Here is a 16,475-nt window from a genome sequence, read left to right on the forward strand (position 1 = left end):
AAAGATGCAAACAGTACTCAGAGCGGGAATAATGGTGATGTTGCTGGTAATAGGTATGCGCGGAGTGGCGCAACAGAACATACAGTTCAGCCAGTACGTGTTCAATGGGTTAAGTATTAACCCAGCCTATGCAGGCTATAAGGAAGACCTGTATTTGAACACCGTTTACCGCCATCAGTGGGCCGGGTTTCCCGGTGCGCCCCGCACAGGCGGTGTGTCGATCGATGGAGTAACAGCCGCCAGTGACAACAAGGTGGGGTTGGGGTTGCAAATGATGTTTGATAAACTGGGTCCACAGGATGCCTTATCGCTCTATGGCTCTTATTCCTACCGGATTCCACTGGATGATGAAGGCACACGCAGGCTTTGTTTTGGTATAGGCGGTGGCGTTACCCAGTACTCCATTGACGGTACGGCGCTGCAATACATCGATAACGAGGATGCCGCCCTGCCGCTGGGCAAAAAGAGTGTGTGGGTGCCGGATGCACGTTTCGGTGTGTACTATTATACCAACCGCTTTTATGCAGGGGCTTCTATTATGGACCTGTTTTCTCTCTATACCGATGCTTCTCGTTACAACTGGAAAGGAAACAACTATGCTACCATCCGCAAAACACAGCACCTGTATATTACTACAGGTGCTATGTTTCCGCTGAGCGAGAATTTACAGCTAAAGCCCTCGATCCTTATCAAGGAAGATTTTAAAGGTCCTACTAACGTAGACATTAACGCCTTCCTGCTGATCGGTGAAAAGCTGTGGGTTGGCGGCTCTTACCGCACCGGTGTGGGCCTGTGGAACAAAACCGCTTTGCAGAAGGACCTGAGCGAGCTGGATGCTGCCAGCATCATGGTGGAATTTTATGCTACGGAAAAGCTGCGCATAGGGTATTCTTACGATCTTAGCATCAACAAAATGGCAGGTTACCAGGGAGGATCACATGAAATATCACTGGGCTTTTTATTCCCTTCCAAAAAGTTCATTGTACAAAGCCCCAGGTATTTTTAAACACTTAGTTACTACCGTATGATACGTTGTTCTATAACTACCGTTTTGCTAACCTTTTTGATGAGCTCCCGGTTGTATGGCCAGGAACAGAAAAGCCTGTCGCAGTTGGCTGGTGAAGCTTATGAGAGACAGGAATATGCTGAAGCAGGAGCCCTCTATAACAGGATTGCCCGTCTTAAGGGAGATAAGATGAAGATGGACCAGCTGATGAAAATGGCGCACAGTTACCAGGAAATTGGTTACTACAGGGAGGCGGCAGATGTGTATCGCCAGATCATCAGTCGCCCGGATCATCCTGCCATGGCTTATTTTGCTTATGGAGATGCACTTCGTCAACGGGAGCTGTATAATGAAGCCAAACAGCAGTATGCGTTGTTTACCACCTCTGATGCGGACAGTCTTAAGTTAAAAGAGATTGCCCTGCGTGGCTGCGACAGCGCCATGGTATGGAGCAAACAGGGAGCCCCGGTACAATTGAAACCTGTTAAGGAGCTGAACACTTATGGCTCCGACCTTGTAAGCGGGGTAGTACAGAAAGGCTTGTTGCTCATGTCAACCGGGTATCGCTCCATGGCGCTGAATGGTGGGTCGCAGTCAAATCCGCCTATCGATAAACGCACCGAGCAGCCTTATTACAAAGCATACATTTACCAGCAATATTCCATTGGTAATGCTACTATGTACCTGGAGGAGCTGACGCCTGCGCTGCTGGGCAATTATGATTATCATATTGGCCCGGTATGTCTTAACAAAACAGAAGATACGCTGTATGCCACTATCAATATACAGGGAAAGAAGATGCCCGTTACCGGCAAAGGCGCGGTGAATGGTATCCGCCGGTTAGAGATTTACCAATCCGTAAAAAAAGATGATAAATGGCAACCGCTGGTATTATTACCCGGCGTCAACGTGCCAGGATATTCTTCCGGTCATGCGGTGCTGAGTACAGGCGGCGATATATTGTATTTTGTATCTGACCGTCCCGGCGGGCAGGGGCAAACAGACCTGTGGTACTCGGAAAAACAGGCGGATGGCGCCTGGGGAGCGCCGGTCAACTGTGGTAGCCAGGTAAACACGGTGGCTGCAGAAACCTTCCCTACGGTTAATGAAGACGGCATTCTTTATTTCTCCAGCAAAGGATACGCAGGAATGGGTGGTTATGATATTTACCGGGTAAAAGGAGGGAAGTCCAGCTGGGAAACACCGGAGAACATGAAGCTGCCTTTTAACTCCGGGGCAGACGATATTGGGCTGATACTAAAACGCAATGGCTATGAAGGCTACCTGGCCTCTAACAAACAGGGGGGCATGGGCAGGGATGATATCTACTATTTCTCGGACCCTGATTATTTTACACGGGTTAACGGTAACGGGAATACGGTGCCGGAAACAAACCACAATGTACCACCGGTAGCCGGCCAACCATCGGCCCCGGTTAAACAACCACACACGCCGGAAGACGAAGCCGATAAAAAGCAGCTGGAAGAATGGAAGTTCTTATACGATTATAACAGTACATCATTGCTCACGGAATCCCGCAGGATTCTTGACCAGGTGGCGGCGATATTGAAACGTCATCCTGATTGGAGGATTGTAGTGGCTTCGTTTGCTGATAACCGCGGCTCCGATCAGTATAACACCGATCTGTCGGCCTTACGTTGTTATGCGGTGATAGATTACCTCGTTAATAAGGGTGTTGATCCTAAACGTCTTTACTACAGCAATAAAGGGGAAAGCAACCCCGTAAACGGTTGTAAAGATGGGGTGCCATGCAGCGAAGCGGATTATAAACAGAACAGGCGTTCCGAACTGCGGGTAAAATGGTAAACAGGTTAAAGTTCCAGATACGTTATTAGTCAGGTCGGTTTTTTTTTATCATAGAGGGATCAATAACAATCAAGGCCCGTGATTTATCACGGGCTTTTTGATTGTTATTGATCCCTGTTTTAAGTCAATCGTAATTATTTTAGAAGATGAAATTGGTACTGAGGAAGTCGGAGCTGCGCTCATTCACGATATCCTCCAGCAGTTTTTTATTGGTATCATTCATTTTGGTGGCTACCAGTGAGCGGATGGAGAATGAACGTAAGGCATCATGTACAGAGAGCGTACCTTCTGCGCTGTCTTTCCGGCCGGTGAACGGGAACACATCTGGGCCGCGCTGGCATTGGCTGTTGATATTCACCCTGCTCACCTGGTTTACCAGGGGATCAATCAGTGAAGCCACTTCATCAGGATTGTTGCTGAAGATGCTTACCTGTTGGCCATGTGGCGACTCGATCAGGTAGTCGATGGTTTCTTCTATTTCATCATAAGGCACCACAGGAATCACCGGCCCGAATTGTTCTTCCCGGTACAGTTTCATTTTATTATTGACAGGGAATACTACTGCCGGGAATACGAATGATTCGTTGGTAACGCCGCCGTTTTCATTAACTACCGCTGCACCGTGTGCGATGGCATCGTCCAGTACTTCGCGGATATAGGCCGGCTTCCCCGGTTCCGCTACCGGCGTAAGTTGTACGCCCTTCTCCCATGGCATACCGAATTTCATTTTGCTGATGGAGGCGCTGAGCTGTGCATTAAATTCATGTACAATAGAACGATGTACAAATAATATTTTGATGGCGGTACAACGTTGACCATTATACGATAATGCGCCCAGGATACATTCATTTACGGCAGATGGTATATCGGCGTGTTGCGTGATGATAGCGGTATTTTTGGCATCCAGGCTGAGTACGGCCCTCAGGCGGTTCAGTTTAGGATGATGCTTACGCAGGTCGTTGGCCACTTTGCTGGAGCCAATAAAAGCCAGCACATTGATTTTACCGGTGGCCATAATACCCGGTATCACCGCTGCGCCACGGCCGTAGATGGTGTTCACCACACCTTTCGGAAACGATTCCATGAAGGCGCGTAACAGGGGGTAATGCACCAGGGTACCGTGTTTTGGTGGTTTGAAGAGAATGGTATTACCCATCAGCAAGGCAGGAATTAGGGTGGTGAAGGTTTCATTCAGCGGGTAGTTGAACGGCCCCATGCAAAGTACTATTCCCAGCGGCGAACGGCGGATCTGTGCAATGGTGCCTTCCTTGATTTCAAAACGGGAAGAGCTGCGGTCTATTTCCTTGAGCGCATCGATAGTGGCGTTGATATATTCTATGGTGCGGTCAAATTCCTTGACGGAGTCGGCATAGGATTTCCCGATTTCCCACATAATCAGTTTTACGATCAGGGCCCGTTGCTCTGTCATTTTGCGGGCAAATACCGTAAGACAGTTGATGCGTCCGTCCAGTCGCATAGTAGGCCATTCACCGCGGCCATTGTCGTACGCGGTAAGCGCTGCATTCAGCGCTTCAAACGCTTCCTTTTCTGTAGTCAGCGGGTAAGTGCCTATCAGTTTACGTTTCAGGCCATCCACAGTTGGAATGTTAACAGGAGAATATACCTCGCTTACCGGTCCGTCCCATTGCTTCATCTCCCCGTTTACCAGGTACTCGCGCTGATGAATTTCTGAAATACGGAACTCCTCCGGTATCTCCTTTTCTTCAACAAAGATTTTCTTTAGCTCATCTTGAAAACTCATGTGTTAAAATTTTATGTGTACAAATTACACAAAATAGATTGAATAATTTGTATAGAATATTTCGATGAGCATGTGGGGAAAATCTATCGGGCAAATACGGGGTATTGGAAGGCGGTAAAAATGAAGGAGGAATATGGCTAACTTTTTTATTTTCAATGATTAACCTTAGTTTTGCCCGATGTTTTTTTTCCGGAAGGAATTTTAAAAAAATGTGTGCGCATGCCCTTGATAAAAGTTTTGATCACTGTTAAAAGTTACCCTACTACGTCTTCCCATTATGATGAACAGGTGAGTATTGCCGGTTTTACGAAGGATGGTATTTTTATCAGGATATACCCCATTCCATTTACAAAGAAAACTTATGATGAACAATACCAGCTTTATGATTGGATAGAGATGGACCTGGTGCGGAGCACCACGGATTTCAGGTTGGACACTTTCAGACCTGTAACGGTGGATGCGCCGGTAAAGAAAACAGGCCATCTTGGTACAGAAGACCATTGGAGCGAGCGGAAGGCCCTTATCCTGAAGAATGTATACCGGAATTTGTCGACCATACTGATGGAAGCGAAACACGAAGCGTTTTATACTTCGCTGGCTGTGTTTAAACCCGCCAGGATATTGGGTTTCCTGGTGGAAGAAACAGACCGGGAATGGAACAGCGGCCAACTGGAGAAACTGGCGGCAGAGAAGAACCGCGGCCAGGTATTTGAGCAGCCGGAAGATCCTTTTGCAGTGATGAATAAACTGCCGTACAAATTTTCTTTTCGTTTTACAGATGATAAAAATGAGGAAGTAACGTTGCCGGTAGAAGACTGGCAACTGGCGTCCCTCTACTGGAAAAGTCTGAAAAAATACAGCGGCCCCGACAAAGAACAGAAGGCTATTATGGAGGTAAGAAAAAAATACCTGCAGGAATATGCCAGGAATACGGATCTGTATTTCTTCCTGGGTACCACGCAAAACGTTCATGCCGCATCGAAGCAGCCCTTTACCATTGTTGGATTGTTTCATCCTACCACGCCGCCGGCCGTGATACAGGGCAGTTTATTTTAGGGTTGATATAAAACTGCCCCTGCAACTCCATTCTATTCGCAGGGGCAGGAGATGTGCAGCTGTGGTTTTTCGTGTTATTTTCCGGTTTTGCTGGTATTACCAGCTCAGCGTCGCCAGTACATCCTCATCGGTATCATCATTGGGATCGCTGGGGTTGGGGTAAATGTTGGCCGTTAACCGGTACTGATCCCCTGCAATGAGGGTGTATGACGTTGTTCTGTAAGTGCTTTCACCCGGGAACGTTGTGTATCTCAGGTAAGTGCCTTTAGTCAGGTTTTCGATCGTTACATAGGGTTGTTTAACGCTATGCCATAAAGGGATGTTCAGCGTGAGCTGTACGCTTCCTGAAACCGCAGCTATAAATACGGCGCTTCTGTAGGGATCATTCGGCAGATCATCTTTCTTGGCAGCAACAAATACCTGGCCGCTTGCTTTTTCCGTTACGGTACCGGAAGTCGTCATTTCAGACCGGGTGTTTGAATTAGACTGCGCATGCAGGGCAACGGAAGTAAATAATGCAAGGTACAGTGAAAGGTGTTTTGCGATGTTTTGCATGTTGTAAGGGTTTAATTTTGAGTAATCTAATGGTGCTTTAAATGGTACACAAAAAACCGCAGCTGCTTATAACAAAACCGGATGTATGCATCTTGTTCAATGCAATAAGGGTCATGGATATCTTCCCGCAGGCAATAAACTAAAGATAGCGCAAATTCGATATAGCACTGGCCCTGCCATACGAGATAATAATTTATTAATCCCCGCGTTAACCGTCTGCCCAAAATATTATCTTTCATCAACAATAAACAACCAACAAATGAGCAACCAGGTGCAATACATCAACCCGGACGGGCTTATGAAAAACCCGGCGTTTTCACAGGTGGTGACCACCCACGGAAAAGGAAAAACGATTTATATCGGCGGACAGGATGCGATCACTGCGCAACGGGAAATAGTAGGGAAGGGAGACATCGGGAAACAGACGGAGCAGGTGATGGAGAATTTGCAGACGGCGCTTGCAGCCTGCGGCGCAACTTTTGACCACGTGGTGAAGTTAACCATCTATATCGTACAGGGCCAGGATTTGTATAAAGGGTTCCAGGCTTCCCAAAAGTTTATAGGTCACCTGGCCAATCCTCCCGCGATTTCCGGCTTTTTTGTTGCAGCATTGGCTAATCCTGCATATTTGGTAGAAATAGATGCTATTGCATTTCTCCCGGAGGAATAAAAATTTACAGACCCTTATTCTTTTTTCCGGGCAGAATCCTTGTCGGCGGAAATTTTGTAATCATCGGGGGAAATACCTTTTACTCCCTTGGGCTTTTTGGGGTGCGGCAGTACACTAATGGAATCAACCACCGGGCGGGGCTTCCCGAGGCGGGGCTCCCATTTGCCCAGCGGAAGTACCCGTTCTGTGGTGGAATCGGCAGTATGCACGCTGTCGGGGGCAGATCCCGATACTGATGCGGAGTCTTTCTTTACCGGTATGGGTAGAACCGGTATCATTTTCTTTTCAGGGTGTTCTATCAGCACCGGGCTATCGGTAACCGGTGCGGTTATTACTGGCGCAGGCGCCTGCTGTTGTGGAGGTTTAATATTTTTTTGTGGACGACTGCTATACCACCAAAGCGCGGTCACAGCTATCGTGATGGCCGCAAAACCGTACCAGCCTTTTCCTTTCAGCTTAGGCGCGGTTTTTTTATCCGGTACATCAATAGCCGTATCCAGCTGCGTTTCAATGCTGGCCCAGATACTGTCTGCCATATCCGGCACAGGAATCTGTTCCAGCTTTGCTGCTATTAAATGGTCATATGGTGTGTTTGTATCCACTAAGTTTTAATTGCTGCCAGTTTTTGTTGAAGAATTTTTCTCGCCTCACTCAGGTGCCATTTGCTGGTACCTTCACTGATACTTAATTGTCCTGCAATTTCTTTGTGCGTATAGCCGTCAATGGCATACAACACAAAAACGGCATGGGTAGCTGGCGGCAACTGCCGTACCAGCGCCAGTATAGCTGCCGCATCGGTTTTTTCAATGATGTCGTTGTTAATATAAGGCTCTTCCACAGTATCCAGCTGCAGGCTGGTAAAACGGCTGCGTTGTTTTATATGGTCTAATGATTCATTGATGACGATCTTTTTCAACCAGCCATGAAAATTTCCTTTGGTGGCATCAAACGTTTGGATGCTTCTGAACATTTTTACAAATGCATGTCCCAGGATGTCAGCAGCTTCATGTTCATCAATAGCATAGCGCATGGCAATGGTCATAGCAAAGCCATAGAGCAGCCGGTATAGCTGCTCCTGTGCCTTCCTGTTGCCATTGCGGCACTCAATGATGATATTGCTTAAATCCTGTTCCAGCTGCTTATCTTATCCGGGTCGCCCAATTGACTACCATTTTGCGTCATTTACTTTTCTGGCCAGAATGGCGCTGGCAATAGCACTGATATTTAGTTTCTCGCTCGCATCCAGTTCATTATAGAACCAGATATTGCGGTCGATCATATCCACAATAGCCACCACACCGCCACTGGTGCTTAGTTCATAACCCGACAGCAATTTAAATGGCAATTTGCCGGTTTTGCCATCAGAAAGGGCGGTGTTTTTTATACTTAATGCCTTTATAAAAATGGTATCGGCGCCATTGGTGGCCAGCCCATTGTCTTCCGGCCTGATATAGGTAAACGGATTTTTGTCGTTCTCTGCTTTCCGGTCATAAATATTGGTCATCAGCAGCTCCCAGTTTTTGCTCTCCTGTGTGGTATCTACGCTGATGAGCGCCGAAAACACGTATTTATATTGCTGTAGTTGCTCAAAGCCGCTGAAAGGGCTTTGCTTACCGATAATTTCGTATTCGAGCTTTTTGGTCACTTCTTTTTCATCTCCATACACTTCCACACTATGGCGCCCGTCTGATAAGGCATAGCGGAATTTCGCCTTTTCTTTGGTCACCGATTCAGTTTTCTGAATACCCACTTTATTCCACAGGAGGTTTTCCAGGAAGAAACCTCGCCCGCCCCAGCCGGGATAACTCAAATGGATCCCCCTTTTTATTTTGGAGGTGGTAAACTGGCCAAAGGACATTTTGTTTCCCCTTGCGCCACTCACATGCTGCATGGTGGCCTGTTGCCTGAAGGCGTCGGGAATGGCCAGTTTGATGGAAGTACAACTGGTTAAACAGGCGATCGCCGCCGTTACTATAACACTATTTTTCATCTCATTCTTTTGACATCCGGGATAATCCCTTCAATAGTACCTCCTTTTTTTCACAAAGGTTGGGGAGGTTGAAAAAAAAATTTTTTTCGCAGGCACCCCAACCATCGGAGGGGCTACGGGGGTACTATCATCAAACAAAATATATGAAAACAATTACTATGAAATGGGCATTAATGGGTATCGCTGCGGCTACCATCCTCTTCTCCTGCAAAAAAGAAAAAAGTGAGCCGGCAGGATGCAGTATCAGTATGACTGGCCTTGCCGGGGCTTACAAATTAACAGCGTTGGAGTATAAGGCCAGTGCTGCCGCAAAGCCGGTCGACTACCTGGCAGCCATGGAGGCCTGCGAAAAAGATGATATCATCACGTTAAAAAGCGATGGCACCTACCAGTATAGTGACCAGGGAACTGTTTGTACCCCTGTGAAAAATGATCAGGGTACCTGGCAGGTGAAAGGAAATACCTTAACCAGCGATGGGACTTTAAATGGTACTGTGGCAAGCTACGACTGTAAAACAATGGTGTATTATGTTGAAAACTCAATTGTAGCGGGAGACAGGCTGACGTTTACCATGGTAAAGCAATAAGCGACCAGACGCCCGGAGGACGCATTTTGCGCCCTCCGGCAAGGAGCGGGAACAACTCCCGCCATATCAATTTATAGTGTATATATGACACATAATAAATATCCTGTATTTATACGCTGGTGAGATTGTTCGAAATGCTGATTCATACTAGGTTTTAGCGGATTTTGATGAAGGGTGTTGCGTTCGTAATGCTATTTGAAATGTAAAACATTTTCCGCAACTTCGCACTTAAACCAACCGAATCGACCAGGATAATGCAGGATGACAAAGATATATGGGAGGCTTTTCGATCAGGAGATGAATCCTCTCTGCAAATAATCTTTGATAAATATTATGCACCACTCTTTAATTATGGTCATAGGTTTTCTGCCGATGATCACCTGATAGAAGATGCGTTACAAGACCTGTTTGTTAAGCTCTGGAAGAACCGGGATAGTATTAAAGACACTAATTCCGTTAAAAATTACTTGTATAAGTCGTTTCGCCGCGTACTGCTCCGCATACTGGAAGTACAGCAGCGCAAATATAGTTTCGCTGTATTGGACGAATGGTCCGAACCGGGCGGAGAGATGGCTTATGATCAAACCATGATCAGCCGCGAGCGACTGGAAGAAATACGCGGCAACCTATTGGCTGCTTTGGAAAAAATGACACCCCGGCAAAGGGAAATCATACACCTCCGCTACTATGAGGAAATGGAATACGAAGAAATAGCAGCACTCATGCAACTTTCCGTTTCCAGCACTTACAAATTACTATATAAAGCCATCGATACCCTCCGGCAATACTTATCCAAAACTGATCTCCTTATTTTACTGACCGCTGTTTCATTGAAAAAAATCTAAGGCGGCGTTCTTTAATAGTGTGAATGTTAGAAAATATTCAATTTCTAATCATAAAAATAAAATTATTGATTTTTTAATCCCGGGAAGGGATAAAAATTCAGGGAGTAGTGTATATATAATCAGCTAGGGATAAAAATTCAGGGAGTAGTGTATATATAATCAGCTATGGAATATCAGCACCGGGACTATACGCAGTATACCGCAACGGCTTTCTTTGAAGATGAGCAGTTTATTCATCATGTACTGAAATGGGATGATGAGGCCATTGCCTATTGGCAGCAATTATCCGCGCTTTACCCGGATAAAAGGAATGCCATGGAAGAAGCCCGTGCCTGGATACTGTTGTTGAATAAACAACCGGTGTACAAGCCTGCCACAGATAAATTACAGCTATGGGAAAAAATTGCGGGCGACATAGCGGTGAGCAATAGCCGGGAACAACGTTATTACCGGCCGCTGAAACTGGTCGCTAAGTGGACAGCCGCTGCTGCAGCAGTATTGTTGTTCATCGTGATGATCAGGGAGCTATCGTCCCACGGCGAAAAGTCCTATAGCACTACATTTGGCAAGCATGAACAAGTAGTATTGCCAGACGAATCTGTTGTCACTTTAAATGGTAATTCTTCTATTTACTATTCCCGTTCCTGGAAGTCGGATAAGCCAAGGGAAATTTGGCTGAACGGGGAAGCTTACTTTGAAGTAAAACATGTGGCTATTAAAAACAGGTGGCAGCAGTCAGATTCATTCCAGGTGCATGTCAGCGATCTTGCGCTCACCGTGCTGGGAACAAAATTTAATGTAAGAAACCGCCGTAACATCACAGAAATCTCCCTGCTGGAAGGCCGGCTGAGAATCGAAAAAAACGGCCCCGGAGCATTTGTCAAAATACTCAAACCGGGAGACGCCTTTGCTTATGACAGCAGTAAACAGCTGCTACAGGAAATGGAAAGAAAACCACAGGCCAACAAAGCCTGGACAGCCAATGAATTAGACCTGGATGGCTATACCCTTCAGGAAATACTGGATGTACTGGAAGACAATTACGGATACAACATCACTTTAGAGGCGCCGGCACTCGCACAGAAAAGGCTTTCAGGCACTGTGCCTGCCAACAGCGCAGAAGACATCCTCTTTGTTATCAGGAAGGTATTTAATCTTAAAATCAATCAAAAAGCAGATCATTTAATTATCAGCCAAAATTAACAGCATGTATAAACGAATGTTATTTGTCATGTGTTGCCTCTACGCAACACTGCCGGGGAAGCTATTTGCGCAACAACAGGTAAAATTGAAAGCAGCACTGGAAGAAGTGAAAGCAGTGTATGGTACCAGGTTTGCCTATGAAGAGCACCTGCTGGATAATATTTATGTGAACCTGAAACGCCCACTCACAAAGAAAGAACCCGTAGAAGCTTTGCTGAAGGAGCTCCTGTATAATAAGGGATTTGTTTTCCTGTATGTCCAGGAGAACTATTATACCATTATCAAGGATAACAGGCCGGCGAAGACACCGGAAGTAACACCAACAGAAACCACTGCAGAACTGCCTGAACAGCCATATGTACAAACCATTACCGGAGTGGTAACAGATAAAGACGGGCACCCGTTAATAGGTGCAACGGTTATTCCGGAAGGATATGCTATCCGGTTTGGCGCTATCACCAGCAGTGATGGAAGATATACCCTCCGGCTCACAGCCCGGGCGGAGGCCATCGTTTTTACCTTTGTAGGAATGAACCCGCTGAAGGTAGACGTAAGCGGTAAGTCCGTTATCAATGCACAAATGGAAGCGGATGTACATCAGCTGCAGGAAGTGGACGTTTTGTCCACCGGTTATCAAAACCTGCCCAAAGAGCGGGCTACCGGCGCTTTCGAACAAATTACCAGCAAACAGATCAAAGCTGTTCCCGCGGTGAGTTTAATGGAACGGCTGGAAGGCACGGCGCCGGGTGTTCGTTTTGATGTCAGGAATAACAAGATCAACATCCGGGGAGTTAACACCCTGGGCGCCAACGATGGCAGCTCGCCACTTATCGTGATAGATGGGTTTCCGGCGGTAGAGCAGGACCTGGTTACCCGTACGAATGATAACGCCAGTGGAGGCGCCGTATTAAGTCGTTATAATCCCGAAGATATTGAGTCCATCACCATACTGAAAGATGCTGCCGCTACCTCCATCTGGGGCGCCAAAGCCGCCAATGGAGTGATTGTGATCACTACTAAAAAAGGAAAGAAGAATTCTTCCGGTTTCAACTTCGGTACCAACCTGAGTATTTCCAATCCCGCCAATATGAAAAATCTTAACCGCATGAATACGGCGGAATATATTGACCTGGAGAAAGAAATGAAAGGCCTTGGATTTTTTACCGATCCTGCCATCTGGGATAACAGCTGGATGACCTTTAACCAGAACAGGCCGGTGAGTGAAGCGCTGGAATGGATGTTTAAGGTAGACCGTGGCACCGCTACCGGTAGCCAGCGCGATTCCGCATTATCAGCCCTGGGAAAAATTGATAACCGCGGGCAAATCCGTGATCTGTTGCTGCAACGTAGCGTATCCCAGCAATATAACCTATCTTTTTCGGGCGGGGGCCAGCACAGCACTTACTATGTATCTGCCAACTATACCAAAGATATTCCGGTGTTTAGAAGTAATAAAGGCGAAGGCTATTTTGTTACCGCCAACCTGAGTAATGAATTGTTTAACAACCGGGTGACCATTAACACCGGTCTCAATTACAGTTATGCAAACAGCGTATCCAATACTGCTGCCCTGAATGCTATTGGCAACGGGAACCTGGGATTACGCCCCTATGAGCTGCTGCAGGATGATGCCGGCAACCCAATTGCGCGCTCGATCGATTTCCGTGATGAAGTTGCCGCCAGTTTCCTCAGCAAGGGCTATCTCCCCTGGACTTACAGCCCTTTGCAGGAACTGAACTATGGAAATACTACTTCTAAAGAAAATCGTTTCCGCTTCAACACAGATATTAATACAAAAATCACCGACTGGATAAATGTAAGTATAGCCGGTACCTTGCAGCGTAATCTTGAAGAAACCACTATCCTCGGTGAACTCGACAGCTACGATACCAGGGTATTGGTGAACACAGGTACTACTGTAGGTCCTAATGGCCGGCTGGTATATGGTGTACCCTATGGTGGCAAGATGACCAATAGCAATCGTAATACTTTTAATTATGGGTTACGCGGGCAGGTAAACGTTAATAAATCCTGGGGCAATAATTTTTCGCTTAACGCCCTTGCCGGTACGGAGATCCGCGAAGATCAAGGTACCAATTACCAGCAAACCCGGTACGGATTTAATAATGATACTTATTCGTCCGCTTCCTGGGATCCCAATGTGTATTACCAAACCGTTATGGGATGGAATACTAACCTGGGCTTTTCAGATGGTAGTATTGGAAGATCTATTAACCGGTTCCTGTCGTATTACGGTAATGGCGCCTTATCCATGCTGAGCAACCGTTACATCGTATCGGGAAGTATTCGTTTTGATGACTACACGCTGGCCGGCGCCTCCCGTAGTCAGCGTGCCAGGCCATTATGGAGCGCTGGTGTAAAGTGGGATGTTACATCGGAAGATTTTATGAAGTCAGTAAACTGGCTGAATAAATTGAATATGCGGCTTACTTATGGTACCGGTGGCGCCGTGCCGAGGAGCGCCAGTAACGCAGCCCTGTTAGACCTGAAAGGCCTGAACCCGGATACCCGCGAACCATACGGCAACGTGTTATCACCCGCCAATAACAGGATCAGCTGGGAGCTGACAAAAACCTGGAACCTCGGTGTGGACATAGATGTACTAAACAACCGTTTGCATATCAGCGCCGATGCCTACCGCAAGAGAACAAGCGATATCCTGTGGTTCTTCCCGGTTAATAGTGTCTATGGCTGGAACTCACTGTATTATAACGCTGCCAGCATGAAAGGACATGGCTACGACCTGGGTATCAGGGGCGATATTATCCGGAACAGGAATTTTGGCTGGAGCTCCGCTTTTAATTTTGCCTACAATACCAACGAAGTTACGGATGCCCGCTTTACCCCTCCCACCAGCAGCATGGCAGTCAGCAGCAGTAATCCTATAGAAGGAATGCCAACTGATTACCTGTATGCTTATCGCTGGGCCGGGCTGGATAATAAAGGCCGCTCCCAGGTATATACTGCCGATGGAAAGATCATTACTGCAGATATGGCGAATAACCAGCTCACGGCTAAGGACCTGGCGTATATGGGGCGCACAACACCACCTTACTTTGGCGGCTTCTTCAACGACTTTAACTATAAATCATTTACACTCGGCGTACGTATCTCTTATGAAATGGGGCATGTGTTCCGTCGCCTGTCGATCCTAAATTACCCGGATTATGCTACCAATAACTACTATGGACTCATTGGTACGCAACGAGACCTGGCGCAACGCTGGCGTAAACCCGGTGATGAGCAGTTTACCAATGTTCCCGGCCTGGCGAATGTAAGCACCAACAGCAGCAACCGGTACAAGATGGCTGATATTCTCGTGGAAAGCGCCAGTCATATACGGCTGCAGCAAATTTCCCTGGGGTACCAGGTGCCATCAAAGGTGCTCTCGCGTACCCTGCTGAAATCGGCAGGCGTAAATTTTGCGGTAAGGAACCTTGGCATTATCTGGAAACAGAATAAAGCCGGTATCGACCCCAGTTACGCCATGAGCAACAACTACACCAACCTGCCGCCTTCACCCAGTTATTTCATGAGCCTGAACGCTTCTTTCTAACACCGGAAAAAATGATCAAAATGACAATGAAACGTATTTGTGTTACGCTGCTGGTATTGACAATCGGGACCATGTCCTGCCGTAAGTTCGTGGAAGTGGAGCAGCCTAATCAGCGTCAGTTTAAATATACGGCCGACTTTCAGCTGTTGCTTAACAATGTAAGTCTGTTCGAAATTTCAGCCAGTCTGCCGATGCTGTCCGGAGATGATATCAACCTGGAAACCAACACCAGTTTACAAAACCAGCTGACCAACGAGCTGCAGAATGTTTACACCTGGGCGGCTGACTATTACACTTCTGATAACAGCGATGCCGGTTGGGATCAACTCTTTAACCAGGTATATGTGTGCAACCAGATCACCACCAACGTGATGGGAAGTATTAATGGTACCGAAGCTCAGAAACGCAGTATTTATGCGGAGGCGCAAGCCCAGCGTGCAGCCGCCTATCTTACCCTGATTAATCTCTATGCAAGGGTGTATACCACCACCGGCGCAGCTACGGATCCGGGATTGCCGTTACTGTTGTCGCCGGATCTTTTTGTACCACTCAACAGGGCTTCTATACAAAAAGTGTATGATCAGATCATACTCGATCTCACCGCAGCGCTGCCGTTGTTGCCGGATAATGTGTCCAACAATCTGCACCCCGGAAAAGCAGCCGGCTATGCATTGCTGGCGAGAACCTACCTCTCCATGCAACGTTATGGTGAAGCCGCTGATTATGCTGCTAAATCACTGAGCATCCAGCACACCCTGTTGGATCTTAAAGATTATGTAAATGGTGCGAAGCCATTTCCACGCAGAATGGATAACCCGGAGGTAATAATGGGCAAAAAAGTTTCCAAACCCGGGAATATAGATCTGCCGTTAAGTACGGAGCTGCTGAATAAGTTTACACCGGAAGACCTGCGCTACCAGCTGTTTACACGGAGCGGCAGCACTTTTCAGCCTTCTTTTACCGGCCGCGGATCGTATCGCGATAAGCTTTTCTTTGGCGACAATGTAAGCGCAGGCGTGTCTGTACCGGAAATGATGCTGATACAGGCAGAAGGGCTGGCAAGAGCAGGAAAGAAAGACGAAGCGATGGCACTCGTAAACCAGCTCCGGCAAAAACGTTTCCTGCCCGCTCAATACACCGCACTCACCGCTGCTACCAGCGATGAAGCGCTACGTGTAGTCATTGACGAAAGACGGCGCGAATTATTCGGTACTGGACTACGCTGGCTCGATCAGCGCCGGCTGAGTAAAGAGCCTGCACTGGCGGAAACAGAAACGCGTGTATTCAAGGGCGTTACCTACACCCTGGTGCCGGGCGACCGCTACGTATATCCTATTCCGCCAAAGAATATTGAACTGAACCCGGAGATTATTCAGAATCAACGATAACAACAACAA

Annotated in this window: 14 protein-coding genes; 9 read left to right on the forward strand and 5 right to left on the reverse strand. The window is 47.1% G+C overall.

Annotation, left to right across the window (positions count from 1 at the left end; all coding sequences use genetic code 11):
• The first annotated feature begins 4 nt into the window (after positions 1 to 4).
• Entirely contained in the window at positions 5 to 1,006 is a 1,002-nt protein-coding gene (locus tag KE626_RS13500; RefSeq protein ID WP_211973429.1) for a PorP/SprF family type IX secretion system membrane protein, read from the forward strand.
• A gap of 60 nt (positions 1,007 to 1,066) precedes the next feature.
• Complete coding sequence (locus tag KE626_RS13505) at positions 1,067 to 2,833, forward strand: OmpA family protein (RefSeq protein WP_211973430.1); 1,767 nt, start codon at positions 1,067 to 1,069, stop codon at positions 2,831 to 2,833.
• A gap of 139 nt (positions 2,834 to 2,972) precedes the next feature.
• On the opposite strand, the gene KE626_RS13510 is transcribed toward KE626_RS13505, so the two are convergent.
• Complete coding sequence (locus tag KE626_RS13510) at positions 2,973 to 4,595, reverse strand: NADP-dependent glyceraldehyde-3-phosphate dehydrogenase (protein WP_211973431.1); 1,623 nt, start codon at positions 4,593 to 4,595, stop codon at positions 2,973 to 2,975.
• A gap of 219 nt (positions 4,596 to 4,814) precedes the next feature.
• On the opposite strand from KE626_RS13510, the gene KE626_RS13515 reads away from it, so the two are divergent.
• Positions 4,815 to 5,651, forward strand: coding sequence for a hypothetical protein (locus KE626_RS13515; protein WP_211973432.1), 837 nt, complete (start codon positions 4,815 to 4,817; stop codon positions 5,649 to 5,651).
• Between the two features lie 96 nt (positions 5,652 to 5,747).
• On the opposite strand, the gene KE626_RS13520 is transcribed toward KE626_RS13515, so the two are convergent.
• The gene (locus KE626_RS13520) at positions 5,748 to 6,206 is read right to left on the reverse strand and encodes a hypothetical protein (RefSeq protein ID WP_211973433.1); all 459 of its coding nucleotides are present in this window, start codon (positions 6,204 to 6,206) and stop codon (positions 5,748 to 5,750) included.
• Positions 6,207 to 6,465: 259 nt separating this feature from the next.
• Between KE626_RS13520 and KE626_RS13525 the strand changes: the two genes are divergently transcribed.
• A complete protein-coding gene (locus KE626_RS13525; protein WP_211973434.1) occupies positions 6,466 to 6,876 on the forward strand; it encodes a RidA family protein in 411 nt (136 codons plus the stop codon).
• A gap of 14 nt (positions 6,877 to 6,890) precedes the next feature.
• Here KE626_RS13525 and KE626_RS13530 read toward each other — a convergent pair whose 3' ends face one another.
• The 3 genes from KE626_RS13530 to KE626_RS13540 are packed head-to-tail and all read right to left on the reverse strand — an operon-like array spanning position 6,891 to position 8,866.
• On the reverse strand, positions 6,891 to 7,478 hold the full coding sequence (locus tag KE626_RS13530; protein ID WP_211973435.1) for a hypothetical protein: 588 nt from the start codon (positions 7,476 to 7,478) through the stop codon (positions 6,891 to 6,893).
• Positions 7,478 to 8,011: an RNA polymerase sigma factor gene (locus KE626_RS13535; protein ID WP_211973487.1), complete on the reverse strand. Its 534-nt coding sequence runs from the start codon at positions 8,009 to 8,011 to the stop codon at positions 7,478 to 7,480. The genes KE626_RS13530 and KE626_RS13535 overlap by 1 nt, the downstream gene beginning before the upstream one ends.
• A gap of 30 nt (positions 8,012 to 8,041) precedes the next feature.
• Complete coding sequence (locus tag KE626_RS13540; RefSeq protein ID WP_211973436.1) at positions 8,042 to 8,866, reverse strand: hypothetical protein; 825 nt, start codon at positions 8,864 to 8,866, stop codon at positions 8,042 to 8,044.
• Positions 8,867 to 9,009: 143 nt separating this feature from the next.
• Here KE626_RS13540 and KE626_RS13545 point away from each other — a divergent pair, with 143 nt between their 5' ends.
• The 5 genes from KE626_RS13545 (at position 9,010) to KE626_RS13565 (ending at position 16,466) form a co-directional block, all read left to right on the forward strand.
• Positions 9,010 to 9,453 (forward strand): lipocalin-like domain-containing protein, encoded by a 444-nt coding sequence (locus KE626_RS13545; RefSeq protein WP_211973437.1) that lies wholly within the window; start codon positions 9,010 to 9,012, stop codon positions 9,451 to 9,453.
• 254 nt (positions 9,454 to 9,707) lie between these two features.
• Entirely contained in the window at positions 9,708 to 10,298 is a 591-nt protein-coding gene (locus KE626_RS13550) for an RNA polymerase sigma factor (protein WP_211973438.1), read from the forward strand.
• Between the two features lie 165 nt (positions 10,299 to 10,463).
• Positions 10,464 to 11,501, forward strand: a complete 1,038-nt coding sequence (locus KE626_RS13555) for a FecR family protein (protein WP_211973439.1) — start codon at positions 10,464 to 10,466, stop codon at positions 11,499 to 11,501.
• Positions 11,502 to 11,505: 4 nt separating this feature from the next.
• Positions 11,506 to 15,078: a SusC/RagA family TonB-linked outer membrane protein gene (locus tag KE626_RS13560; RefSeq protein WP_211973440.1), complete on the forward strand. Its 3,573-nt coding sequence runs from the start codon at positions 11,506 to 11,508 to the stop codon at positions 15,076 to 15,078.
• Between the two features lie 26 nt (positions 15,079 to 15,104).
• Positions 15,105 to 16,466: a RagB/SusD family nutrient uptake outer membrane protein gene (locus tag KE626_RS13565; RefSeq protein WP_211973441.1), complete on the forward strand. Its 1,362-nt coding sequence runs from the start codon at positions 15,105 to 15,107 to the stop codon at positions 16,464 to 16,466.
• Positions 16,467 to 16,475: the final 9 nt, after the last annotated feature.

The sequence above is a fragment of the Chitinophaga hostae genome (assembly GCF_018224885.1).
Lineage (GTDB): Bacteria > Bacteroidota > Bacteroidia > Chitinophagales > Chitinophagaceae > Chitinophaga > Chitinophaga hostae.